This is a genomic window from Actinoplanes awajinensis subsp. mycoplanecinus, from assembly GCF_001509495.1.
Classification (GTDB): Bacteria; Actinomycetota; Actinomycetes; order Mycobacteriales; family Micromonosporaceae; genus Actinoplanes; species Actinoplanes palleronii.
Map to the genome: position 1 here is coordinate 120,178 of NZ_LLZH01000234.1, position 23,148 is coordinate 143,325.

23 protein-coding genes are annotated in these 23,148 nt (G+C 72.9%); 12 read left to right on the plus strand and 11 right to left on the minus strand.

The window, feature by feature from the left end; genetic code table 11:
• Window positions 1–154 precede the first annotated feature (154 nt).
• From ADL15_RS23440 to ADL15_RS23450, 3 genes are all read left to right on the plus strand, one after another.
• Window positions 155–916 carry a sulfite exporter TauE/SafE family protein gene (locus ADL15_RS23440; RefSeq protein ID WP_083971635.1) on the plus strand — a complete coding sequence of 254 codons (762 nt, stop codon included), beginning with the start codon at window positions 155–157 and terminating at the stop codon, window positions 914–916.
• Window positions 916–1,389, plus strand: a complete 474-nt coding sequence (locus ADL15_RS23445; RefSeq protein ID WP_067695041.1) for a heme-degrading domain-containing protein — start codon at window positions 916–918, stop codon at window positions 1,387–1,389. The genes ADL15_RS23440 and ADL15_RS23445 overlap by 1 nt, the downstream gene beginning before the upstream one ends.
• A 62-nt stretch (window positions 1,390–1,451) precedes the next feature.
• On the plus strand, window positions 1,452–2,414 hold the full coding sequence (locus tag ADL15_RS23450) for an NAD-dependent epimerase/dehydratase family protein (protein WP_067695392.1): 963 nt from the start codon (window positions 1,452–1,454) through the stop codon (window positions 2,412–2,414).
• Window positions 2,415–2,950: 536 nt separating this feature from the next.
• On the opposite strand, the gene ADL15_RS23455 is transcribed toward ADL15_RS23450, so the two are convergent.
• From ADL15_RS23455 to ADL15_RS23475, 5 genes are all read right to left on the minus strand, one after another.
• On the minus strand, window positions 2,951–3,310 hold the full coding sequence (locus tag ADL15_RS23455; protein WP_067695395.1) for a hypothetical protein: 360 nt from the start codon (window positions 3,308–3,310) through the stop codon (window positions 2,951–2,953).
• Window positions 3,311–3,588: 278 nt separating this feature from the next.
• Window positions 3,589–4,401, minus strand: coding sequence for an MBL fold metallo-hydrolase (locus ADL15_RS23460; protein ID WP_067695055.1), 813 nt, complete (start codon window positions 4,399–4,401; stop codon window positions 3,589–3,591).
• Between the two features lie 45 nt (window positions 4,402–4,446).
• Entirely contained in the window at window positions 4,447–5,400 is a 954-nt protein-coding gene (locus ADL15_RS23465; RefSeq protein ID WP_067695059.1) for an aminoglycoside phosphotransferase/kinase family protein, read from the minus strand.
• A 47-nt stretch (window positions 5,401–5,447) separates the two neighbouring features.
• Window positions 5,448–6,212 carry an SDR family oxidoreductase gene (locus ADL15_RS23470; RefSeq protein ID WP_067695062.1) on the minus strand — a complete coding sequence of 255 codons (765 nt, stop codon included), beginning with the start codon at window positions 6,210–6,212 and terminating at the stop codon, window positions 5,448–5,450.
• A gap of 47 nt (window positions 6,213–6,259) precedes the next feature.
• Window positions 6,260–7,924 carry an FAD-binding dehydrogenase gene (locus tag ADL15_RS23475; RefSeq protein ID WP_067695065.1) on the minus strand — a complete coding sequence of 555 codons (1,665 nt, stop codon included), beginning with the start codon at window positions 7,922–7,924 and terminating at the stop codon, window positions 6,260–6,262.
• Between the two features lie 57 nt (window positions 7,925–7,981).
• Between ADL15_RS23475 and ADL15_RS23480 the strand changes: the two genes are divergently transcribed.
• The 5 genes from ADL15_RS23480 to ADL15_RS23500 all read left to right on the plus strand — a co-directional run bounded on the left by ADL15_RS23480 (window position 7,982) and on the right by ADL15_RS23500 (window position 14,328).
• Window positions 7,982–8,581: a TetR/AcrR family transcriptional regulator gene (locus ADL15_RS23480; RefSeq protein WP_232344298.1), complete on the plus strand. Its 600-nt coding sequence runs from the start codon at window positions 7,982–7,984 to the stop codon at window positions 8,579–8,581.
• 67 nt (window positions 8,582–8,648) lie between these two features.
• Window positions 8,649–10,010, plus strand: coding sequence for an IucA/IucC family siderophore biosynthesis protein (locus ADL15_RS23485; RefSeq protein ID WP_232344299.1), 1,362 nt, complete (start codon window positions 8,649–8,651; stop codon window positions 10,008–10,010).
• The gene (locus tag ADL15_RS23490) at window positions 10,007–11,548 is read left to right on the plus strand and encodes an IucA/IucC family protein (protein ID WP_067695072.1); all 1,542 of its coding nucleotides are present in this window, start codon (window positions 10,007–10,009) and stop codon (window positions 11,546–11,548) included. The genes ADL15_RS23485 and ADL15_RS23490 overlap by 4 nt, the downstream gene beginning before the upstream one ends.
• Complete coding sequence (locus tag ADL15_RS23495; RefSeq protein WP_067695075.1) at window positions 11,541–12,677, plus strand: alanine racemase; 1,137 nt, start codon at window positions 11,541–11,543, stop codon at window positions 12,675–12,677. The genes ADL15_RS23490 and ADL15_RS23495 overlap by 8 nt, the downstream gene beginning before the upstream one ends.
• Window positions 12,678–12,831: 154 nt before the next feature.
• Window positions 12,832–14,328 (plus strand): FAD-dependent monooxygenase, encoded by a 1,497-nt coding sequence (locus tag ADL15_RS23500; protein ID WP_067695081.1) that lies wholly within the window; start codon window positions 12,832–12,834, stop codon window positions 14,326–14,328.
• A gap of 81 nt (window positions 14,329–14,409) precedes the next feature.
• Here ADL15_RS23500 and ADL15_RS23505 read toward each other — a convergent pair whose 3' ends face one another.
• Together ADL15_RS23505 and ADL15_RS23510 are read right to left on the minus strand one after the other, a co-directional pair.
• Window positions 14,410–15,021 carry an NIPSNAP family protein gene (locus ADL15_RS23505; protein ID WP_067695085.1) on the minus strand — a complete coding sequence of 204 codons (612 nt, stop codon included), beginning with the start codon at window positions 15,019–15,021 and terminating at the stop codon, window positions 14,410–14,412.
• Complete coding sequence (locus ADL15_RS23510; RefSeq protein ID WP_067695088.1) at window positions 15,018–15,443, minus strand: Rrf2 family transcriptional regulator; 426 nt, start codon at window positions 15,441–15,443, stop codon at window positions 15,018–15,020. The genes ADL15_RS23505 and ADL15_RS23510 overlap by 4 nt, the downstream gene beginning before the upstream one ends.
• 104 nt (window positions 15,444–15,547) lie before the next feature.
• On the opposite strand from ADL15_RS23510, the gene ADL15_RS23515 reads away from it, so the two are divergent.
• Window positions 15,548–16,135, plus strand: coding sequence for a hypothetical protein (locus ADL15_RS23515; RefSeq protein ID WP_067695091.1), 588 nt, complete (start codon window positions 15,548–15,550; stop codon window positions 16,133–16,135).
• A gap of 9 nt (window positions 16,136–16,144) precedes the next feature.
• On the opposite strand, the gene ADL15_RS23520 is transcribed toward ADL15_RS23515, so the two are convergent.
• Window positions 16,145–17,284 carry an RNA polymerase sigma factor gene (locus ADL15_RS23520; RefSeq protein WP_067695095.1) on the minus strand — a complete coding sequence of 380 codons (1,140 nt, stop codon included), beginning with the start codon at window positions 17,282–17,284 and terminating at the stop codon, window positions 16,145–16,147.
• Between the two features lie 10 nt (window positions 17,285–17,294).
• On the minus strand, window positions 17,295–17,702 hold the full coding sequence (locus tag ADL15_RS23525) for a YciI family protein (RefSeq protein ID WP_067695098.1): 408 nt from the start codon (window positions 17,700–17,702) through the stop codon (window positions 17,295–17,297).
• Between the two features lie 114 nt (window positions 17,703–17,816).
• Between ADL15_RS23525 and ADL15_RS23530 the strand changes: the two genes are divergently transcribed.
• Window positions 17,817–18,848 (plus strand): aminoglycoside phosphotransferase family protein, encoded by a 1,032-nt coding sequence (locus tag ADL15_RS23530; RefSeq protein ID WP_067695100.1) that lies wholly within the window; start codon window positions 17,817–17,819, stop codon window positions 18,846–18,848.
• 828 nt (window positions 18,849–19,676) lie between these two features.
• On the opposite strand, the gene ADL15_RS53185 is transcribed toward ADL15_RS23530, so the two are convergent.
• On the minus strand, window positions 19,677–20,216 hold the full coding sequence (locus ADL15_RS53185) for a hypothetical protein (RefSeq protein WP_157441559.1): 540 nt from the start codon (window positions 20,214–20,216) through the stop codon (window positions 19,677–19,679).
• A gap of 310 nt (window positions 20,217–20,526) precedes the next feature.
• On the opposite strand from ADL15_RS53185, the gene ADL15_RS23540 reads away from it, so the two are divergent.
• A complete protein-coding gene (locus tag ADL15_RS23540) occupies window positions 20,527–21,789 on the plus strand; it encodes an erythromycin esterase family protein (RefSeq protein WP_067695105.1) in 1,263 nt (420 codons plus the stop codon).
• A gap of 9 nt (window positions 21,790–21,798) precedes the next feature.
• Here ADL15_RS23540 and ADL15_RS23545 read toward each other — a convergent pair whose 3' ends face one another.
• Window positions 21,799–22,179, minus strand: a complete 381-nt coding sequence (locus tag ADL15_RS23545) for a hypothetical protein (protein ID WP_198170979.1) — start codon at window positions 22,177–22,179, stop codon at window positions 21,799–21,801.
• A gap of 65 nt (window positions 22,180–22,244) precedes the next feature.
• On the opposite strand from ADL15_RS23545, the gene ADL15_RS23550 reads away from it, so the two are divergent.
• The gene (locus ADL15_RS23550) at window positions 22,245–23,132 is read left to right on the plus strand and encodes a metallophosphoesterase (RefSeq protein WP_067695108.1); all 888 of its coding nucleotides are present in this window, start codon (window positions 22,245–22,247) and stop codon (window positions 23,130–23,132) included.
• The last annotated feature ends 16 nt before the right edge of the window (window positions 23,133–23,148 follow it).

The following is a 23,148-nucleotide window of genomic DNA, read 5'->3' on the forward strand; positions in this document are numbered from 1 at the left end:
AAGGTCAACACGGCCGGGCAGGTAGCCTCCAGCGGTACGGACGCGGCTATCGACGGGACGTGTGGATGTTCACCAAGGCGCTCTGCTGCACGATGATGGTGTTCATCGCCGTCGCGATGTTCGGGATGTGGCTGCAGAAGCACCGTGGCCGGAAGTGATCGTCACGCTCCTGATCGCGGCCGCGGCCGCCGGGTGGGTGGACGCGGTCGTCGGCGGGGGCGGGCTCCTGCTGCTGCCGGCGCTGCTGGTCGCCGCGCCGCAACTGCCGCTGCCGACCGCGCTCGGCACCAACAAGCTCGCCGCGATCTGCGGGACCAGCACGGCCGCGGTCACCTACGCGCGCCGCACGAAGATCGACTGGGCGGTGGCCGGGCCGTCCGCGGGGCTCGCGCTGCTCTGCGCCGGGTGCGGAGCGCTGCTGGCCGGGCAGATCCCGGCGAGCGCGTACCGGCCGGTGGTGCTCGCGGTGCTGATCGCGGTCGCGGTGTTCGTGACGGTGCGCCCGGCGATGGGCCTGACCGAGCACGCGGAGAAACGCACCACGCTGCGGCGGGGGCTGGCCGTGGCGGTCGCCGGCGGGCTGGTCGCCACGTACGACGGGCTGATCGGGCCGGGCACCGGCACGTTCCTGGTGCTCGCGTTCACCACGATCGTCGGCGCGGACTTCGTGCACGGCTCCGCGATGGCGAAACTCGTCAACACCGGCACGAACCTGGGCGCGCTGATCGTGTTCGCCGCGACCGGCCACGTGGCGTGGCTGCTCGGCGCCGGGATGGCGGTCTGCAACGTCGCCGGCGCGGTGGTCGGTGCGCGGATGGCGCTGCGCAAGGGCTCCGGGTTCGTACGCATAGTGCTCTTGATCGTTGTCCTTGCCCTGATCATCAAGCTCGGCGTCGATCAGTTCAGAATGATGTGATGAGCGACGAAGCGCAGCAACTGATCGCCGAGATCGAGGACCAGGAGAAGCGGCTGGTCTTCCCGCACTTCGACGAGGCCGACGCGTGGGCCCTCGGGTCCCTGCTGGTGAAGCTGGCCACCGCACGGGGCCTGCCGGTCGCGGTCGACATCCGCCGCGGCGAGCAGCAACTCTTCCACGCCGGGCTGGCCGGCTCGACCGCCGACAACGACGCGTGGATCGAGCGCAAGGTCCGGGTGGTGTACCGGTTCGCGAGTTCGTCGTTCCTGATCGGGCGGCAGCTGGCGGCCAAGGGCCGGGAGCTGGGGCCGGCCATGGGTGTCGACCCGACGCTGTTCGCGGCGCACGGCGGCGCGTTCCCGGTGCGGATCGCGGGGGTCGGGGTGGTCGGGGTGGTGACCGTTTCCGGCCTGCCGCAGGCGGAGGACCACGCGCTGGTGGTCGAGGCGATCTCGACGTTCCTGGGCAGCTGATTCCGCTCTGCCGTCAGCAGATCTTTGTGGGCCGGGCCGGCTTCTCGGGGCAGGCTCGGCCCATGCGGATTCTGATCCTCGGCGGCAGTGGTTTCGTCGGTCGTGCGCTCGCTGATGAGGCGCTCGCGGCCGGCCACGACGTGACAGTGTTCAACCGCGGTCAGCGCGATCCGGTGCCGGGCACCACCACGCTGCTCGGTGACCGGCTCGCCGACGGCGGCCTGACCGCGCTCGCGACCGGCACCTGGGACGCGGTCGTCGACACCTGGTCGGCGCAGGCGTCCGCGGTGGGCACGGCCGCGGCGCTGCTGGCGGGCCGTGCGGGCCATTTCGCGTACGTCTCCAGCCGCTCGGTCTACCGCTGGCTGTCCACCGACGTGCTCACCGAGGACGCCCCGCTCACCGACCTCGACGACCCCGGTTACGCCGGCGACAAGCTGCGCGGCGAGCAGGCGACCGCGGCGTTCGGCGGCCCGGTGCTGTTCGCCCGGGCCGGTCTGATCCTCGGCCCGCACGAGGACGTCGGCCGGCTCCCCTGGTGGCTGCACCGCCTGCACCGCGGCGGCCCGACCCTGGCCCCCGGCCCGCGCGACCTGCCCCTGCAGTACGTCGACGCCCGCGACCTGGCCCTGTTCCTCCTGGCGAACGTCGGGGTGACCGGCGCGTTCAACGTGGTCAGCGAGTCCGGCCACGCCACGATGGGTTCCCTGCTGGACACCGCGAACGAGGTCACCGGCGGCCACGCCGAGCTGCGCTGGACCGACCCGGACCGGATCCTGGCCGCCGGCGTCGAACCCTGGACCGACCTGCCGATCTGGCTCCCGCCGGGCGACAGCCACGACTTCATGCACCGCGCTGATGTGAGCAAGGCCCTGGCGGCGGGCCTGCGGTGCCGCCCGGTGCGGGAGACGGTGGCGGACACGTGGGCGTGGTTGTCGTCCCTGCCGGGCGCGGCCCCGCAGCGCACCGACCGGCCATCGGTGGGCCTCGCCCCCGCAGCAGAGGAAAAACTGCTGCTGCCCTAGCCCTCACCCCGGTCCCGGCCCCCGGTCCCGGCCCCCGGCTGGTCGTCAGGGGTGTGTCGCGGCGCTCGAGGCACCCCTGGCAGCCAGCCCGCACGGGGCGGCTGGACGCCAGAGGTGTATCCAGGCGCCCGACACACCCCTGAGCACCAGCCGATGCGGGGGTTCGTGCCACCGGGCGCGCGACACACCCCAGAAAGCCAGCCCGCACGGGGCGGCTGGACGCCAGGGGTGTGTCCGAACGCGCGACACACCCCTGCTGCCCAGCCAGCGCGGGCCGGCTGGTTACCAGGGGTGCCTCCGGGTGCCTGAGACACCCCTGGTAACCAGCCGGCACGGGGCGGCTGGGCGCGGTGCGACTCGTCCGGCTGGCGCTGACGGCTGACTCAGCGCGCTTGAGGGGGCCGTGAGCGCCAGCCCGGCTGCGGCAGGTGCCTTTTGTCGCCCGGGAGCGGGGAGGAGCGCGCGCTGCGGCGTACCCGGTGATGTGCGGAATCAGGGGCTGGGACGGCCGGGAGTGGCGGGGTGGCCATGCCCACCTACCCCGGGACGTCGGTGAGGCGGACGGCGACCGTGACCCGGCCGCGGTCGTCGCGGTGGGCGGTCGCGTGGCCCGCGCGGTCGACGCCGTCCAGCTTCACCGAGAGCGGGCCGCCGTCGCCGAGGAAGTTGCGCCACCAGGTCTTGGCGTCCGGCAGCGCCACCGCGATGAGGATGCCGGCGGTGGTGCGGCGGTACCCGATCGGGATGGTGAAGGTCCGCCCGGACCTGCGCCCGGTGTAGGTCAGCATCGCGATGCCCCGGCCGACCAGCCGCCCCCATCGAGGCGAGAGGGTCAGCCGGGTGACACCCCGGTTGACCAGCTGAACGAACCGCAGCCGTGACAATCCCTGCTTCATGATCCGCACGGTAGTGACCCACCGGCCCCGCTCCACCGAAGTGGAACAGCCCACCGAAATTTGCCTCACTCCCGGCCAAACGGCCGAACGGCCGAACGGCCGAACCGGCGAACCGGCGAACCGGCGAACCGGCGAACCGGCGAACCGGCGAACCGGCGAACCGGCGAACCGGCGAACCGGCGAACAACGACAGCAGGCCCCGGCTGGCGCTGACGGCCGCCTCGCGGCCGCCGAAACAGCCGTGAGCACCAGCCGTGAGCACCAGCCGGGCGGCGGCGTCAGCGGGTGGCGAGCTCGGCGGCGACCGCGTCGGCGCCCAGCCCGATCATCCAGGTCAGCGGGGCGTCGGGCAGGTAGCCGGTCATCACCTTGGTCAGCTGCTCGCGCTGGTCGTCGGTCAGGGTCGGTGCGCCGGCGGCCAGGTCGGTGATCGTCTCGCGGTATTTCAGCAGGTAGCGCTGCTGATCGCGCAGCATGCCGACGTCACCCGGCGCGCCGTGCCCGGGCAGCAGCTCGCGACCGTCGAGGGCGGCGGTGAGCGTGTCAAGGGCGGCGAGCCACGCGCCGGTGTGCCCGTCGGCGGTATACGGATGGACCCCGTTGAAGGCCAGATCGCCGAGGAAGACCCGATTTTCCAGTACGACGTACGAGTCCGCGTGACTCTCCGCCGCGCCGACGGTGTGCACGACGTACCGCAGCCCGCCCAGCTCCACCGCCTCCCCGTCGGCGAGCCGGTACTCCGGGACCCGGTGCCGGTCGGGCCACTCGTCGCCGTAGACCGGCTGCCACTGGGCGCGTTTCTCGTCGGCGATCCGGGCGATCGTGGCGGCCACCTCGGCGGCGGCGTACACCGGGACGTCCGGGCCGGCGACGGTCGGCAGCCCGTTGAAGTGGTCCGGGTGCGCGTGCGTGACGAACACGCCGAGCAGCGGCTTGTGCAACGCCGCGATCCGGTCGGCGAGCGCGCGGGCGTCGGACAGCAACAGGCTCGCGTCGACCAGGACGACCCCGTCGGCGGTCTCGACCAGGTAGCTGTTGACGAACAGTCCCGCCTCGGCCGCGGTGTACGTGTGAATCCGGTGTTCGGTCATGATCCGACGTTATGGCGGCGTGCCCCGACCGGACAGAAGGCACTTTCAGGTGCCCTTGAGCCAGCCGGCCCACTCCGGGATGAGCCGCAGGTTCTTGGCGGCGCCGCGGAGCCGGGCCAGGCATGCGATTGCGGACCGGGCGCGGGTGGGCGCGTCGTCGGCGCGGTGCCCGAGAGCGCGCCACAGCAGCCACTCCGCGGTCCGCAGTTGTGCTTCCACGATGCCGTGGAACAGGGCCGGGTCCGCCGGGAGGGCACGACCGCCGGCCTTGCGGTAGGCCGCGATCGTCCGTACGAAATGGTGTTTTTCGAGGAAACCCATGGCCAGAGCCGACCGCAGGACCTCGTGTTCCGCGGTCTCCGGGCCGGCGCTGTCCCAGTCGAGCAGGACCGGACCGGTGGCCGTGATCAGCACGTTGTCGGGTTTGACATCGCGGTGCGAGGCGACCGCGGTCAGCGGCGGCCCGGGCTCGGCGACGTAGGCCAGTACCGCGGCGACGGTCGGCAACTGCTCGCGGACCTGCTGGGCGAAAGCGGTCTCGTGGCCGGCCAGCCAGTCGTGCCAGGCGTCGACCGGGTGCAGGGCGGCCAAGGCGGGCAGGTCGTCACCGGGGCGCTGGTGCAGCAGGGCGAGGGTGGTGCCGGTCCAGTCGGCGACCTCGTCACCGGGGCCGGTCAGGTGGTACCCGTCGCACCAGTCGTGCAGCTGCCAGTGCCGCGGACCAGCGCCGGAGTCGAGCGCCACGACCAGCGGAGCGTGCCGGGCGGGCAGGCGCACCCCGGCCGCGGCGGCGGCCTGTTCGATCCGGGCCGCGGCGTGGTACTCGTCCCACCACCACTGTTCCGGCACCTCGTGGAGGCGTTTGGCGGCATAGCGGCCGGTGGTCGTGCGCAGCTCGAACAGCTCGTGCGAGACGCCACCGGCGACCGGGATCAACGGCCCGGTCGCCGAGCCGGCGGCGAACGCGGTGGCCAGCTCCGGGGCCGGATCGGACAGCATGCCCGGGACGCTAACAATCCGGGTCGCCCGCGAGAAGCGGATAACGGTCAGCCGCTGGTCTTGAAGCCGCCGTTGCTGTGCAGCAGCTGGCCGGTGATCCAGCCGCCGGCATCGGACATCAGGAAGCGGACCAGGTCGGTGGTGTCGTTCGCGGTGCCCAGCCGGCCGGCCGGGGTCTGCCGGATCCCGGACTCGCGGATCTCCGGGGTCATCCAGCCGGTGTCGATCGGGCCGGGATTGACCACGTTGGCGCGCACGCCACGCGCCCCGAGCTCGACCGCCGCGGCCACCACGAGCCGGTCCAGGGCGCCCTTGCTCGCGCCGTACGGCAGGTTGTGCGCGGTGTGATCGCTGGTCAGCGCGACGATCCGCCCGGTGACCCCGCCGGCCGGGGCTGCGGGCGGCAACTGCTCGGCGAACGCCTTGATCAGCAGCCAGGACGCGCGGGCGTTGACCGCGAAGTGCCGGTCCCAGCTCTCCACGGTGGTGTCCAGCACGGAGCTGTCGGTGCTCTCGGCGTGCGACAGCACCAGCCCGCGCAGGTCACCGTGGGCCGTGGCCGCCGCGACCAGACGGCCCGGCTCGGTGACGCTGGTCAGGTCGGCGGGCAGCAGGTCGACGCGGCGGCCCAGGGCCCGGCACCGCGCGGCGACGTCCTCCGGGTCGTGGCCGCCGCGTTCCAGGCCGATCCGCTCGTCGTAGGGCGACCAGTAGCTCAGCGCCAGGTCCCAGCCGTCCTCGGCCAGGCCGACGGCGAGGGTGGCGCCGATCGAGCGCTGCCGCCCGACCCCGGTGATCAGAACCGTTGCCACCCGCTACCTCCCAGACTGCCCGGCTCTCGGAAGCCCGGCCAAGAAGATCAGACCGCCGCGGCCGCGTGCCGGCCGGCCGCGCGGCCGCTGAACAGGCAGCCGCCCAGGAACGTGCCCTCCAGCGCGTTGTAGCCGTGCACCCCGCCGCCGCCGAACCCGGCGACCTCGCCGGCGGCGTAGAGCCCCGGCAGGACCTGCCCGTCCGTACCGATGACGCGGGAATCCAGATCGGTCTGGATGCCGCCGAGGGTTTTGCGGGTCAGGATGTGCAGCTTGACGCCGATCAGCGGGCCGGCCGCCGGGTCCAGGATCCGGTGCGGCGTCGACGTACGCCCGATCTTGTCGCCGATGTAGCGCCGCGAGTTGTAGATCCCCTGGATCTGCGCGTCCTTGGTGACCTTGTTGGCCAGCTGCCGGTCGCGCGCCTCGATCTGGCCGCGCACGTGCGCCGCGTCGAGCAACGGCGAGTCGGTCAGCTTGTTCATCCCGGCGACCAGTTCCTCAAGGGTGGACGCCACCACGAAGTCCGCGCCGTGCTGCTTGAACGCCTCGACCGGGCCGGGCGCGCCCTTGCCCATCAGCCGGTCACGCAGGAACGCCTTGCGATCCTTCGCGGTCAGGTCCGGGTTCTGCTCGGAGCCGGACAGTGCGAACTCCTTCTCGATCATCTTCTGGGTGAGGATGAACCAGGAGTGGTCGTGCTCGGCCAGTTCCGGGGTGGTGCGCAGGTAGCGCAGCGTGCCGAGGGTGTCGTAGCTCGGGTAGTACGGCTGCGGCAGCCGCCGGCCGAGCGCGTCGAACCACATCGGCGACGGCGCGGACAGGATCCGGATGCCGTGGGAGGGCCAGATCGGGTCCCAGTTGCGGATGCCCTCGGTGTAGTGCCACATCCGGTCCCGGTTGACCAGGCGCGCGCCGGCCCCCTCGGCGATGCCGAGCATCCGCCCGTCCACGTAGGCGGGCACCCCGGTGATCATCTCCTTCGGGGCGGTGCCGAGCCGGGCCGGCCAGTACTGCCGGACCAGGTCGTGGTTGGCGCCGATGCCGCCGGTCGTGACGATCACCGCCTGCGCGCGGACCTCGAAATCGCCGACTTCCTCGCGGTTGGAGGACACCCCGCGCGCGGCGTCGTCATCGGCCAGAACCCGGCCGCGGACGCCGACCACCACGCCGCCTTCGACGATCAGCTCGTCGACCCGATGCCGGTGCCGGAACTCCAGAAGCCCATCACTAGAGGCACGCTGCGCGGACGCCGCGAACGGCTCGACCACGCCGGTGCCGGTACCCCAGGTGATGTGGAAGCGCGGCACCGAGTTGCCGTGCCCACCGGCGCGCAGGTCGCCGCGCTCGGCCCAGCCGGCGAACGGCAGCCAGCTCAACCCCATCCCGGCCAGCCAGGACCGCTTCTCGCCGGCGGCGAATTCGACGTACGCCCGGGCCCACTTGACCGCCCAGGAGTCCTCGTCGCCGATCCGGTCGAACCCGGCCGAGCCGCGCCAGTCGCTCCAGGCCAGCTCGACGCTGTCGCGGATCCGGGCCCGGCGTTGCTCGGGGCTGTCGACGAAGAACAGCCCGCCGAACGACCAGAAGGCCTGCCCGCCGAGGTTCGCCGCGTTCTCCTGGTCGATCAGGATCACCCGCTTGCCGGCGCTGGTGACCTCATGGGCCGCGGCCAGACCGGCCAGTCCGGCGCCCACCACGATGACGTCCACAGCTACCTCCAACGGTGACCTGCACCACTCCGATACACGAATGTATCCGATACACGAATGTATGCAAAGGCTATGCTCGGCGGCATGGTCACCCGCCGCCGAGCCGAGACCCGTGGCCGGCTCCTCGACGCCGCCCTGCGCGTCTTCGCCGCCAAGGGCTGGGGCCAGGTGCGGATCGAGGAGATCTGCGACGCGGCCGGCTACACCCGCGGCGCGTTCTACTCGAACTTCGACAGCCTCGACGAGCTGTTCTTCGCGCTCTACGACGAACGCGCCGACCTGATCGCCACCCAGGTCACCGCGGCGCTGGCCGACCCCGACCCGTCGTTTCACCACGCCGTCGAGCGGGCCGCGTCGACCCTGCTGCTCGACCGCGACTGGCTGCTGATCAAAACCGACTTCCTGCTGCACGCCGCACGCCACCCGGACGTCGCCGGCCGGCTCGCCGAGCACCGCGCCCGGCTGCGCGAGGCCATCGAGCAGCGGCTGGCCAGCACCCCGCTCACACTGCCGGCCGCGCTGCCGGACGTCCCGGCCGCGGCCCGCGCCGTGATCGCCGCGTACGACGGAGTGACTGTCCAATTACTGCTTGACGCCGACGCGCATGCCGCCCGGACCTGGCTCACCCAGCTGCTGAACGCCCTGCTCGTACGGTGAATGTGGCCCTTCTCGCCCCGGCACGCCCTGAAAGGACGCTGCCGCGGATCAACGCGACAATGGTGGGGTGCCGCTGCCGACTCCCACCGCCGACCCGGCGCAGACCCGGATCGATCTCGAGAACCTCCGGCCTGACCTGGTCGAACGCTACGACGCGGCGCTGCCGGGAGCCCGCGCGGCCGTGCTGCGCCGGCTCCGGCTGGCCATCGAGCGCGAGCCCCTTCCGGGCGCCTCTTTTTCAGAAATGGACCCGGTCGAGTTAACCGCGAAGCTCTGGCCCGGCACTCCGTTCGTCGGCGAGGTCGCCAACAGCGTCGCCAACCTGGCCTTGGCCCGCGCGAACGCCGTCCCGCCGGACCGGGCGGACACCGATCTCGGCCGGATCGAGCAGTGGGAGACCGACGGGCACCCCCTGCACCCGTGCTGCCGGACCCGCACCGGGATGACCGTCGCCGACGTGCTCGCCTACGCCCCGGAGCACCGCCCGGTGATCCGCCTGCGCCGGCTGCGGGTACCGCCCGAGCGCTGGCACGGCACCGCCCAGCCGGTCCTGTACGCACACCCGTGGCAGGCCGCCCGGCTGCTGCGCGAGTACCCGTGGCTGACCGACGCCGGCCCGACCCGGCCGATGCGCCCGCTGATGTCGCTGCGCACGGTCGCCCCGGTCAGCGGCGGGCCGCACCTCAAGACCGCTGTCGACGTGCAGATGACCTCGGCGGTGCGCACCGTCTCCCCGGCCGCGGTGCACAACGGCCCGATCCTGTCGGCGTTCCTCACCCGGCTCACCGCGGACCTGCCGATCGACGTCCTCGCCGAGACCGAGGCCGGCGCGGTGATCACCGAGCACGGGCCGGACCGGCGGCTGGCCCACCTGGTCCGGCGCGCGCCCCGGCTGGCACCCGGCGAGCAGGCCGTACCCCTCGGGGTCTTCGTGTCGAGGCTGCTGGGCACGGTCGACGACCCGTACCGATGGCTCGAAGAACTCACCGCGGTCCTGTTCGCGCCGCTGACCACCGTGCTCGGCCGCGGTGTCGCGCTCGAGGCGCACGGGCAGAACACCCTCGTCGTGCTCCGCGACGGTCACCCGGTCCGGACCCTCTACCGCGACCTCGGCGGTGTCCGGGTCGACCGGCGCCTCGGCCTCGACCTGCACGGCGACCTGCCCACCGACGACCCGGACGTGCTGCGCGTCAAGGTCGCGGCGGCCGCGCTCGGCACGGTCGCCACCCAGCTCGTCGACGGGTTCGCCGAGCGGCACGGCGCGGAACCGGACCGGCTGTGGGCGATCGTCGCGGCCGGGTTGCGCGCCGAACCGCGGCTGCTCACCGAACCGCTGCCGATCAAGGCGACCACCGCGATGCGCCTCGCCGCCGACCAGCTCGACGACATCTGGACCCATCAGCCCAACCCGATGGCGGTGCACGCATGACTTCCAGTCTCACCACCGGACGACTCGCCGCGGCGGTCGCGCACACCCAGGCCGCCCTGGCCGTGCACGCGCCGCAGCTGGTCGAGGGTTTCCTCGACCAGCTGCCGCAGGCCGCCGACACGGTCGGGCGGCGGCTGCGCGGCGCCCTGGCCCGCGAGGGGCTCTCCGACGACCGGGCCGGCGGGACCCGGCACGCCTTCCACCGGGTCGAGTTCGCCCGCTCCGGGGTCGCCGACCCGGTGGAGCTGCTGGCCGGGATCGACGCGCCGGCGTTCGCGGCCGAGCTGCGCAACGCGGTGATCAACCTGGCGATCGCGCTGGCCCGGCCCGGCCCGGTGCCCGGCGGCGACGCCGACGAGGCCGCGATCGCCGGGGAGCGGCTGGCCATTTCCGGTCACAACCTGCACCCGTGCGGGCGGACCCGGCTGGGCTGGGACACCGGCGACGTGCTGGAGCACGACCTGGAGTCCGGCGGCACGCAGATCCGGTTCGTGGCGGTCCGCGACGCCGCCCACCTCGGCGATGATCTGGCGCTCGTCGTCGACATTCCCCCAGCACCCGCCGGCTACCGCGCGCAACCACTCCACGCCTGGCAGCACCAGATGGTCACCCACCGTTATGCACACCTCTTCGCCGACGGCACGCTGCGTCACCTCGACGGGCACCTGGACGCGATCCCCACCGCCGCGCTGCGCACCCTGCTGCTGCCCGCGGCCGCCGACGGCACCCGGCACTACCTCAAGGTCGCCCTGGACATCCAGGTCACCTCGACCCGGCGCAGCATCAGCGTGGCCAGCACCCGCAACGGCCCGGCGGTCTCCACCCTGCTGCACCGCCTCGCCGCCGACGAGCCGTCGCTGCTGCTGATGGCCGAGACCGCGGGCGCCGCCGTGCCCGCCGGGTCCGGGCGCGACTTCTCCGCGATCCTGCGCGAGGGGCTGACCGGGCGGCTCGCACCCGGTGAGGAGGCGATCCCGGGCAGCGCCCTGCCGTACCGGCTGGCCGAGCTCCTCGGCAAGCACGGCGGCGACCCGGCCGCCTGGCTGCACGACTACAGCCGGTTGATCCTGCCGCCGTTACTGCGCCTGGCCACCCAGGGTGTCGCCCTCGAAGCGCACCTGCAGAACTGCCTGCCCACCTTCGTCGACGGCCGGCCCCACCGCCTCGCGCTGCGCGACTTCGCCGGCCTGCGCCTGCACCTGCCCCGGCTGGCCGCCGCCGGACACCACGTCGACCTGTGGCCAGGATCGGTCGTCGGCACCGACGATCCGGCGGTGATGCGCGCCAAGCTCGGCTACACCGCGTTCCAGGCCCACCTCGGCGAGATCGTCCTGCACCTCCCCCTCGATGAATCCGCGGCGTGGCGGATCGTCCGGGACGTCGTCGACGAGACCTACGCGACCCTGACGTCGCCCGCCGCCGCCGAGGACCACGCCGCGTTCACCGCACCGACCGTTCCGCACAAAGCCCTGGTCCGGATGCGGCTGGCCGGCGCCGGCGACATCTACCTCCCGGTGGAGAATCCCCTGCATGGCTGAGGTCCCCGCGCCCGTCGCCGCCGCGGTGCGCGCACTGCCGACGCCGGCCTGCGCCTACGTCTACGACACGACCGCGCTGCGCGCGAGAGCCGCCACGCTGCGGGCCGCCCTCCCCCCGAAAACCACCATTTTGTACGCAGTGAAAGCCAACGGCCACCCCGCCGTCGTCCAGGCTCTCGCCGACGCGTGCGACGGCCTCGAGGTCGCCTCCGGTGGCGAACTGGCCCTCGCCGTCACCGCCGGCGCCCGCCGGATCGTCTTCGGCGGCCCCGCCAAGACCGACGCCGAGCTGACCGCCGCGGTCCGGGCCGGTGCCCTGATCAACGTGGAGAGCCTGTTCGAGGCGCAACGGCTCGCCGCCCTCGGCCTGCACGCCGGCATCTGCCTGCGGGTCAACCGCGCCAGCGTCGGCGTCACCGGCAGCCACGCGATGACCGGCACACCCACCCCGTTCGGCATCGACGAGTCCCAGCTCGGCGACGTCCTCGCCGCACTGCCGGCCGGCCTCACCGTGCTCGGCTTCCACCTGCACGCGGTCTCCAACAACCTCGACGGCACCGCCCACGCAGCGTTCCTCACCGACGCGATCAGTTGGTCGATCAAAACCAGTCTTCGGTACGGCGTGCAGCTGCGGATCGTCAACGCCGGCGGCGGGCTCGGCGTCGACTACCTCTCGGACGCGTCGATGGACGTGGCACCGCTCGCCGCCGTGACCGTCCCGGACGGCGTCGACCTGATCGTCGAGCCGGGCCGCTACCTGGCCGCCGACGCCGGCCACTACGCCGCCGAGGTGATCGACCTCAAGACCACGCACGGGCGCACGTTCGCGGTGCTGCGCGGCGGCACCCACCACTTCCGGCTACCCGCCGCGTGGGGCTACAGCCACCCGTTCACCGTCCTGCCGGTCGACACGTGGGACCGCCCGTACCCGCGCCCGCAGGTCACCGGCACCGCGGTCGACGCGGTCGGCGAGCTGTGCACCCCGCGCGACGTGCTCACCCGCGGCCAGCACGTGGACCGGCTGCGCGTCGGCGACCTGCTGGTGTTCGCCCGCACCGGCGCGTACGGCTGGGACATCTCGCACCACGACTTCCTGCGCCACGAGGCACCCGCATTCGTCATCCTGTGACCGGGCGTGTAGTTTGCCGCTAGACCGTGACACGGCCCGAGGAGGTGAGACCCATGACTGTTGCAGCGAACTGGGTGCTCCCCCTGCCGTCACGGGCGGGCGACTGACGTAGGCGTCGCCGGGAGTGCCCCATCACTCCCGGAAGGTTTCACCCATGCTCTCTCCGTTTGACGTGATCATTGCCGGCTGCGGGCCGACCGGCGCGATGCTGGCCGCCGAGTTGCGGCTGCACGACGTACGCGTGCTCGTCCTGGAGAAGGACACCGAGCCGACATCGATCGTCCGCATCGTCGGTCTGCACATCCGCACCCTCGAGCTGATGGCCATGCGCGGCCTGCTCGACCGCCTCCGCGACCGCGGGCGGCAGCGGCCGGCCGGCAGCTACTTCGCCGCCATCGACAAGCCCGCGCCGGCCGGCCTGGACTCCGCGCACGCCTACCTGCTGGGCATCCCGCAACCGGTCGTCGTCGAGCAACTCGAACTGCACGCGACCGACCGGGGCGCGCAGGTCCGGCGCGGCGAGACGGTGACCGGTGTCGAGCAGGACGACGACGGGGTGACCGTCGAACTGGCCGGCGGGGAGCGGCTGCGGGCGCGCTATCTGGTCGGCTGCGACGGCGCCCGCAGCACGGTCCGCAAACTGCTCGGGGTGGGCTTCCCGGGCGAGCCGTCCCGCAACGCCACGCTGATGGGCGAGATGGCGGTGGGGGTGCCACCCGAGGAGGTGGCCGCCGCCGTGCGCGAGATCCACCGGACCGACAAGCGGTTCAGCGTGCAGCCCTTCGGCCCCGGCGTCTATCGCATCGTCGTCCCCGACGCGCCTGTCCCCGACGCGCCTCTCGGCGACGCGGCATCCCCCGACGCGGCGCTCGGCGACCGCGCGGAAGCCGGTCAGCGCGTCGCGCCGCCCACGCTCGAGGATTTCCGGCGGCAGCTGCGGGCCGTCGCCGGCACCGACTTCGGGGTGCACTCGCCGCGCTGGCTGTCCCGGTTCGGCGACGCCACCCGGCTGGCCGAGAACTACCGGGTCGGCCGGATCCTGCTGGCCGGCGACGCCGCGCACATCCACCCGCCGATCGGCGGCCAGGGCCTCAACCTCGGGATCCAGGACGCCGTCAACCTCGGCTGGAAACTGGCCGCGCAGGTCCACGGCTGGGCCCCGGACACCCTCCTGGACAGCTACCACGCCGAACGCCACCCGGTCGCCGCCGACGTGCTGGACAACACCCGCGCCCAGGCCGAGCTGCTCGCCGCCGGCCCGGGCCCGCAGGCGGTGCGCCGGCTGCTCATCGAGCTGATGGACTTCGACGAGGTGAACCGCCGCCTGCTCGAGAAGATCACCGCGATCGGGATCCGCTACGACTTCGGCCCGGGCCCGGATCTGCTCGGCCGCCGCCTGCCCGACCTGGAAATCAAAACCGGTCATCTGTACGACCAGCTGCACCACGGCCGCGCCCTGCTGCTGGACCGCACCGGGCGCCTGACCGTGGGCGGCTGGGCGGACCGGGTCGACCAGCTCGGCGATCCGGCCGCGGCCCTGGACGCTCCGGCCGTCCTGCTACGCCCGGACGGCCACGTGGCCTGGATCGGCGACGACCAGCACGACCTCGACACCCACCTGACCCGCTGGTTCGGCGAACCGGCCGACTGATCACCCCGGACCGCCGCCGGCTGGCAGGCATCGCGCTGCCCGCCGCCGCTCGGTGACGGACCGCCCGCCCTGGGCCGCTGCTCAGTACAGGGCGGAGCGGGTCGTCGGGGTCAGGCGGAGCCGCTCGGTGCGGGTCACCGCGAACCGGGCGGGCACGTCGATCTCGCGGCCGTCGCGGGTCAGCCAGACGAACGCGTGCTCGCCCTCACGGACCGGCAAGGCCGGGAAGTCGTTCTCCGCATACTCCGTCGACAGCACCGCCACCGCCCCGGAATCCTGGTCGGCGAACCACTGCGCGAACGCCTCGTCGAACGGCCGATCGGCGTACCAGATGGTCGCCGTCACCACCGCGGCCTCACGCCGATCGTCGCCGTCGCGCGGTGACGCCGGCGGCGGCACGGTCGCGCGTAGCAGCAGGACGTCGTCGGAGTCGAGCATGGTGGCGTTCGCCGCCGGGCCGTGCTGCTTCCAAACCGGGCCGCCGTAGAACTCCCGCAGCCCGCGCGAGCGCGCCGCCATGTCGGGGAAGCCGCGGAACCAGACGAACATGTCGGGCCGGTCCAGGTCGCGGAACTGGCCCAGCACGGCCATCCCCAGCGCCTCCTGCGACGCGATGAACTCCCGGTCGAACAGCTCGATCAGCTCGTCGCGGCGGCCCGGGCGCAGCGTGTACCGCCGCAGCTCGACGATCACTTGAGGATCCGGTCGAGCATGTCGGCGATGGTGCGCCGGGACAGCGCGGTGCCGAACGCGGACGACGCCTCGTCGTACACATCGGTCAGCACCGGCTGGATGCCGTTGCCGACCGGGCACTCCTTGTTCGGCTCGGAGCGGTGCAGGGCCAGCAGCGGTTCCGCCGCGACGGCCATCCACACGTCGTACATGGTGATCTCCTCGGCCGGCCGGGCCAGCGAAAAACCGGCCCGGGTGCCGCGCCGGGCGGTGACCAGACCGGCGCGTTTCAGGTCGCCGAGACTGCGCCGCAGGATCACCGGGTTCGTATTCACACTCGCGGCCACCTCGTCGGACGTCAGCGAGCCCTGCCCGCGCCGCCGGGCCAGCTCCAGCCAGGCCAGCGCGTGCGCCGCGATCGTCACTCTGCTGTTCGATGCCATCGTAACCATTCCTATTACAACCCGCCGCGCTTCGCAACCCGAACATGAACGTGAACCGGCGAGCATACGGAAGCCATGCGACCACAAGGCACTAGCCTGCCCGGATGAGTTTCGGGACCTACGCGCGCCGGGTGCGCGACCCCGCGCTCCCCTACGGGCGACGGGTCTCCGCCCTCGCGGGCTGCGTGCAGCACTACCAACCGGTCGGCTTCAAGGCGACGTTCGTCCATCTGGAACAGGTGGCCGGGCCGTTCCGCCACGACGAGGCGGCGCTGCTGCGGGCCGTCGACCTGCTCACGGCCAGCCGGGAGCGGTGGCTGGCCGAGGTCCGCGCCTATGCGACCCGGCGCAGCACGGCGAAACGCCTCGGTCACCGCACGCCGTCCGCCGCCGGGCGCTTCCCGATGAAACCCGCCCATTGGTACGGCGACAGCCGCGCCGCGGCACTGACCGCCCTCGGCTACCTGCTCCGGCGGCGGGCGAAGGGCCGGCCCATTCGGGGTGCGGACGCCGACCCCGAGGTGGTGCGGCTGGCGGCCACCTGCCTGGCTGGCGGCGGGCACCTCGACGCCGCCGGGCGGCAGGAGCAGCGGCGCCTCCAACTCCGGTTCGCCGGCCCGGGCGCTGAAATCGGCTCCCGCTGGGTCCTGCGCCTGATCGCCGAGGCGAGCCGACCGGGGCCCGCCAGCTGACCGGAGACGTCACCGACCGGTGTTGAGGCGGGCCGCCTGGCGGGTCAGGTGATCACGTTCGGCCGCGTTCGGGGCCTTGTGGGCCGCCTCCGCGTAGAGCCGGGCCGCCGTGGCCGGGTCGCCGTCGCGCTCGTGCAGGTAGGCCGCCACCGCCGCGTAGCGGGGCACCGTGTCGTCCAGGGTGGCCAGCACCGCCAGACCGGCCCGGGCGCCGTCCGCCTCGCCGACCGCCACCGCGCGGTTCAGTCGTACCACCGGGCTGTCGGTCAGGAGCACCAGCTCGTCGTACCATTCGACGATCTGGACCCAATCGGTCTGTTCGGCGGTCGGCGCGTCGGCGTGCAGTGCCGCGACAGCGGCCTGCGCCTGGAACTGACCCAGCCGGTCCCGGGACAACGCGGTCTGCAGGATCGCCACGCCCTCGGCGATCGCCGCGGTGTCCCAGCGGGTCCGGTCCTGCTCGGCGAGCGGCACCAGGCTGCCGTCCGGCGCGGTCCGCGACGACCGGCGGGCATGGTGCAGCAGCATCAGGGCCAGCAGCCCGGCCACCTCCGGATGGTCGATCGCCGCCGCCAGCTGCCGGGTCAGCCGGATCGCCTCGGCGACCAGGTCGACGTCACCGGAGTAGCCCTCGTTGAACACCAGGTAGAGCACGCGCAGCACGGTGCCGACGTCACCGGGCTGGTCGAACCGGACCCCCGCGACGGTCCGCTTGGCCCGGCTGATCCGCTGCGCCATCGTCGCCTCCGGCACCAGGTACGCCTGGGCGATCTGCCGCGTGGTCAGCCCGCCGACCGCCCGCAGCGTGAGCGCCACCGCCGACGACGGGGTCAGCGACGGGTGCGCGCACAGGAAGTACAGGTGCAGCGTGTCGTCCAGCCCGGACACCGGCGGTGGTGCCGGCTCGTCGTCGACCAGGTCCTCGCGCCGGCGGCGGGCCGCGTCGGCCCGGGTCGCGTCCAGGAACCGGCGCCAGGCGACCGCGACCAGCCAGCCCTTCGGGTCGCGCGGCGGGTCGGCCGGCCAGGTGCGGACCGCCTCGACCAGCGCGTCCTGGACGGCGTCCTCGGCCGCCGCGAAGTCGGCTCCGCGGCGGACGAGAACACCGAGCACGCCCGGGGTGAGGCTCCGGAGCAGCGCATCATCCATGGTCAGCAGGTCACTCCGTGATCGTCGGCGGGTGGGCCAGGAACGGCCGCAGCTCGATCCACTCGTGGATCGGCTCGCCACCGGCGCCGGGCGCAGCCGACAGTTCCCCGGTCAGCGCGACCGCCCGCTCGTGACTGTCCACGTCGATGATCATCCAGCCGGCGATCAGGTCCTTGGTCTCGGCGAACGGCCCGTCGGTGATCGGCGGGCGGCCCTCACCGTCGTACCGGACCCACTCACCCTCCGGCGCGAGGGCCTGCCCGTCGACGAACTCGCCGGTCTCCTCGAGCCGCGCCGCGAAGTCGTTCATGTACTGGATGTGCGCGGTGACCTCCTCCGGCGTCCACTTGTCCATGGACACGTCGTTGCACGGGGCCGGAGCGCCACGGTAGTGCTTGAGCAGCAGGTACTTCGCCATGATGATTCTCCTCGGTGCCGGTGCGACCCATTGTCGTCACCTTCGCCACGGGGACGGAGCCACCCGCCCGTTCTCGACATCCCCGGCAGAACTATTTTTCGGTACGTTCGGATCATGACGGTGCCGATCGATCTGCTGCGGGACGGGTGGGTCGCCGAGGAACTCGAACACGGGTCGGCGAACGAGACCACCGGCGGCGTGTGGCGGGTCCGCCGCGGCGACCGGACCGCCATCCTCAAGATCGCTACACCCCGGCGCGCGGGGGCCGCGGCACACATGGCCGCGAGCGCGGATCCAGGTCACTTCAACTACTGGAGGAGAGAGCCCTCAGCGTACGAGGCGGGAGTCCCGGCCACCCTGTTCGCCGAGGGCGGGCTCTCCGCGCCGGAGTGCCTGTCGACGCACGAACGCGCGGACGGCTCGGTCGCGATGTGGCTCGAGGACGTCGCGGGGACACCCGGCGCGACGTGGGGGCCGGCCGAGATGGGCGACCTCGCGTACAAAATCGGTCTTGCCCAAGCCGGATGGACCACCCGCCCGCACCTGGAAGCGGCCTGGCTGCCCCGGGATTTCCTGGCCGACGCGACACTGGCCCAGCCGGTGCCGGACCACCTGGACTGGGATCACCCGGTGGTGACCGCGGCCTGGTCACCGCGGCTGCGGACCGGGTTGCGACGGCTGTGGGAGCGACGCTTCGAGGTGCTCGCGGCGGCCCGGGCATTGCCGCAGACCATGTGCCACCACGACCTGTGGGCGATGAACCTGATCGGCGCCGACCGCGGGCCGGTGCTGCTGGACTGGACGTTCGTCGGCCCGGGCGCGATCGGCGGCGACGCCGCGAACATGGCGCTGGACGCGTTCTTCGACGGCCTGCTCGACGTGAAACTGCTGGACGAGGTCCTGGAGACGGTCACCTCGGCGTATGTGCGGGGCATGCGTGGGGCGGTGGCGCCCGACGTGGTGCGCCGGGCGATCCGGGTGACGGGCGCGGCGCGGTTCTTCTGGTTCGCGCCCCGGATGGTGGCCGCGGCGGGCACGGCGGCGGGCACCAACGGGTACAGCTACGACGGCCGGGACATGGCGGAGCGGTTCGCCGGACGCGCCCCGATCTTCGAGGTGGTCGCGGAGTGGGCCGAGAGCGCGTAGCCCAGCGCCCGCGGAGGTCACGGCGGCGGGTCTCAACAGGTAGCCGGCGGACCGGCCCTGGCGGTGAGGGGCAGTGCGCGGCTTATGCCCCCCGTTGTTCCACCCAGCGGGGCGGCAACCGCACGCGGCTGGCGCTGAGGGTCGCCTCAAGGCCGCTGACACAGCCGCCAGCACCAGCCACACGAACCCGGCTGGCGGTCACGGTCGCCTCGATGCCGCTGAGACAGCCGCCAGCACCAGCCGCACGGACCCGGCTGGCGGTGAGGGGTGCCTCCGGCACGTTTTGCACCCCCCAGCACCAGCCGGCCGCGTCCGGCTGGCGGACAGGGGTGCCTCCGACACCGTTTGACACCCCCCAGGACCAGCCCGCCGCTTGTGCTTGCCGAAATTCCTGTGCGGGCGGGGTGAGGGTGGGCGAGCGGCTGGGGTTCGGACGGCTATGGGTGGCTTGGCGGTCCCGGTGAGGTGAAGCGGCGGGCCGACGATGCCGGGCCGGGCGCAGCGGCGCTGGGCCGGACTGGAAGGTGCCGGGTTGGGCTGGGCGGCCGGGGCCAAAAGCGTCGCTCTGTGGCAGCGGGCGCGGGTGTCGGGGCGGGCAAGGGGTGAAGGGGGCGGTGCGGGTCCGCAATGGCCGATCGCGGGCGATTGCGGCCCTCAGGGGGGCGGTCCGCGCAAGCGTCGCGGCACCGCGGACTGCCACCGCCCTTGCGGTGGCGACAGCAGCGCACCGCACGGTCCCTCGGCCAGGGAGTGCACGGGTGGTGCGGGTGCACGGGTGGTGCGGGTGCACGGGTGCACGGGTGGTGCGGGTGGTTTGGGACCTGCTGGTCAGCGCATGGCTCGGGGGAAGGTTTCGATGCTGGTGCGGAAGACGGCGGTCGGGGGCGCCGGGTTGAGCAGCAGGGTGAAGTCCGGGAGGGCTCCTGGTAGCGGGGCGCCCTCGCCGTCCTGGCGGCCGGGTTCGGCGGTCCAGTCGAGCAGGAAGATGCACACCTGCCAGCGGCCGGGTGGCAGTGGCACGCGCAGGGCCGGTCCGGGCTTGGCGCCGGCGTGTTCGATGCCGCTGAGCAGGGCGCCGTCCGTCGCGACGAACAGGTACGGCTCCGAGGCGACGACCAGGTAGGCCCTCTCCCGTACCGTCAAAGCCGCCGGAAGGCCCGCGGACCCGATGCGAACCAGGAACTGGAACTCGCCGTCGCTGTGAATGTTGATCGGGACGAACGCGCCGGACCGGATGTGCCGGTCGATGTCCTGGTCCTCCAGCAGCTCCGCCTCCCACGTCCCGTAGTCGACCACCCCGCGAAACGCCGGCGGCGACCACAGCCCGAACATCCCCGCGCCGCTCGCGACCGCCTCCGAGAACTCCACGAACTCCCCCTGCCACGGGCACACCGCTGACGTGCGTGATCAGCATGGGCGAGCCTACCCACGCCCGTCTGCCGGTCAGCCAGGTCCTTCCCCTGACGGACGCGTCAACCGAGCACGACCCGGCCGGCGGCGCTCCCGGTCTCGCACCGCTGCGTCCAACAGCGCACCCAGTGACGGTCACCGGGCCGGGGTCGTCGATCAGCCCGGCGTGAACCCGACCGCAACCCCTCAAGCGTCCTAGGACTCTAGGAACCCGGGGTGGCCGCTAAGGTGGCGGTCCCTGCCTGAAATCGGACACGAAGGATCACCGGTGATCAAAGCGATCGAGCTTGACGCGTTCACGATGGCGACGCTGGACCCGGATGCCGGGCTGGACGACCTGGAACCGCTGCGGCAGCTCCTCGGGGACGCGCAGGTGGTCGGGATCGGCGAGTCGGCACACAACGTCCGCGAATACCAGCAGGTCAGGCACCGGATGACCCGGTTCCTCGTGGAGCGGATGGGATTCTCCGCGGTGGCCCTGGAGTCCGGCTTCAGCGAGGGCCTGACCGTCGGCCGGTGGGTGCGGGGCGAGGAGACCGGTGACGTCGCGGAGATCGCCGAGCGGGGCCTGACCTACGGATTCGGCCACACCGCCGAGACCCGGCGCTGGCTCAGCTGGCTGCGGGACCAGCACCGGCGCGGCGGGGACGTGCGCTTCGCCGGGCTGGACCTGCCGGCCCAGCTCGGCTCGCTGCTGTCGGCGGTGGACGGGGTCGCCGGTTATCTCACCGCAGTCGATCCGGAGGCGGGTCAGATCATCGATCAGATTCGGACGTACGCCGGGAAGTGGGCGAGCCCGCACACCATGCCGGCGTTCCGGGCCTACGCGGCGGCGCCGGCCACCGACCGTGACGCGCTGACCGTCCTGCTGGCCGAGCTGGCCGCCCGGGTCGACGTCCTGCGCCCGCAGTACGCCCGGCACGGGAGCGCGGCCGGGCACGCCGGGCCCGACCGGCACGGCGGTGGCGCCGACGGGTACGCCACCGCGCGCCACGAGCTGCGCCTGGCGGTGCTGCTCGACCAGATGCTGCGTGCCCAGCTGCACGCCGTGCGGGGTTCCGGCATCCACACCGCGGTGAACGTGCGGGACGCGGCGATGGCGGAGACCGCCCGGCACCTGCTCCGCGACGGCCGCAAGCTGGTGATCTCGGCGGCCAACACCCACCTGCAGCGGATACCGATCCTGCTCGGTGGCACCGCCGAGGTCCCGGTCATGGGCAGTCACCTGGCCGCGGAGCTGGCCGACGCGTACGTCGGCATTGCTCTGACCTGCACCGGCGGACGGACCCCGACCCGGCGGGCGGCCCCCGGCACCGAGACCGGCGTCGAGGTCCTCACCGTCGACCTGACCGCACCGGTCCCGGGCAGCGTCGAAGCGTTCCTGCCGGCGCCGGGTGCGCCCCAGGTCACCGACCTGCGGCCGCTGCGGGGCGCCGACGGCCCGCAGCGCTACCGCAACCTGGACGGCTACCTGGACCTGCCGGTCGCGGACGCGTTCGACCTGGTCACCGTCCTGCCCGAACTCACCTGACCCCGGCGGTCAGGCCTCGCTGAGCTGGTGGATCCGGGCGACCCGGGCGATCTTGCGCTGGAGCGGGCGGAGGATCTGGATGGTCTCCTCGTCGCTCAGGCCGGTGGCGATCGACCAGTCGATGCCCGAGCCGAACACGTCGCTGGCGAAGACGATCTCGGCGGAGATCAGTGCCCGGCGCCAGTCGCGGCGGCTGAGCGGCTCGCCGGCGCGGATCAGTGGGCGCATCCGGCTTCCCTCGGCGAGCAGGTCGGCGACGCCACCGAAGCCCATCGCGACGGCGAGTGCCTCGGTGCAGTGCGCCGGGCCGGCCCATTCGTGCAGAGCCCGGGAGAGCACCTGTCGTTCCTCTTCGGTCAGTTCGATCGTCACGAGCTCATCGGCTGTCACGCGACGATTGTGGCAAAGGCGGACGGCGGGCGGCTACCGGCGGATTCAGCCGATAGCGTGTCGGGATGCGGATCCTGCACCTGTCGGACACGCACGTCACCGCGGCCGCCGGGGTGAACCGGGACGGGATCGACGCCCGGGAAGCGCTGCGCGGGATGCTGCTCGACTGCGCCGAGGTCCCCGGCGTCGACGTGGTCCTGGTGACCGGCGACGTGGCCGACGACGGGTCGGTGACGGCCTACCGGGACGTGCTGGCGATGGTCGGCGGGTTCGCCCGGGAGCGGCGGGTGCCGGTGGTCTTCACGACCGGGAACCACGACGAGCGGGGCGCGTTCACCGAGGTGCTCGGCAGCGGCCACCTGGGTGCGGACGGCCGGGACGGCGCGGTGGAGTGGCTGCGCTCGGCCGGCGGGGAACGCGCTGCCGTGACGGTCGTCGGCGGGTACCGGATCATCACGTTGGACTCGCTGGTGCCGGGCGAGCCGTACGGGTGGATCAGCCCCGCGCAACGGGACTGGCTGCGTGGGGTGCTGGCGCGCACGCCGTACCAGAGCATTCTCGCCTTCCACCACCCACCTCTCGCCGTCCCGGGGGTGCTGGCGCAGGAGGCCATGGGCCTCCGCGACGGTGACGAGCTCGCCGCGGTGATCGCCGGGACCGACGTCGGCTTGATCCTTTGCGGACACTTTCACTCGCAGGTGTCCGGGTTCCTGGCCGGCGTGCCGGTGTGGGTGACGCCGGGTGTGGTCAACCGGATCGACCTGACCGCCGCGCCGGACACCGTGCGCGCGGTCCGCGGCGCGTCGGCGAGCCTGGTCGACCTCGGCGGGCCGCACTCCCCCGTGCTGCACACCCTGCACGCCCGGGACCGCCGGGCCGGGCAGCGCGCGTACGACGTCGGCGCGGATCGGATCGCCGAGCTGTCGATCCGGTACGGCCGCCGTTCGTCGTAGGTTCAGTGGCCCGGCT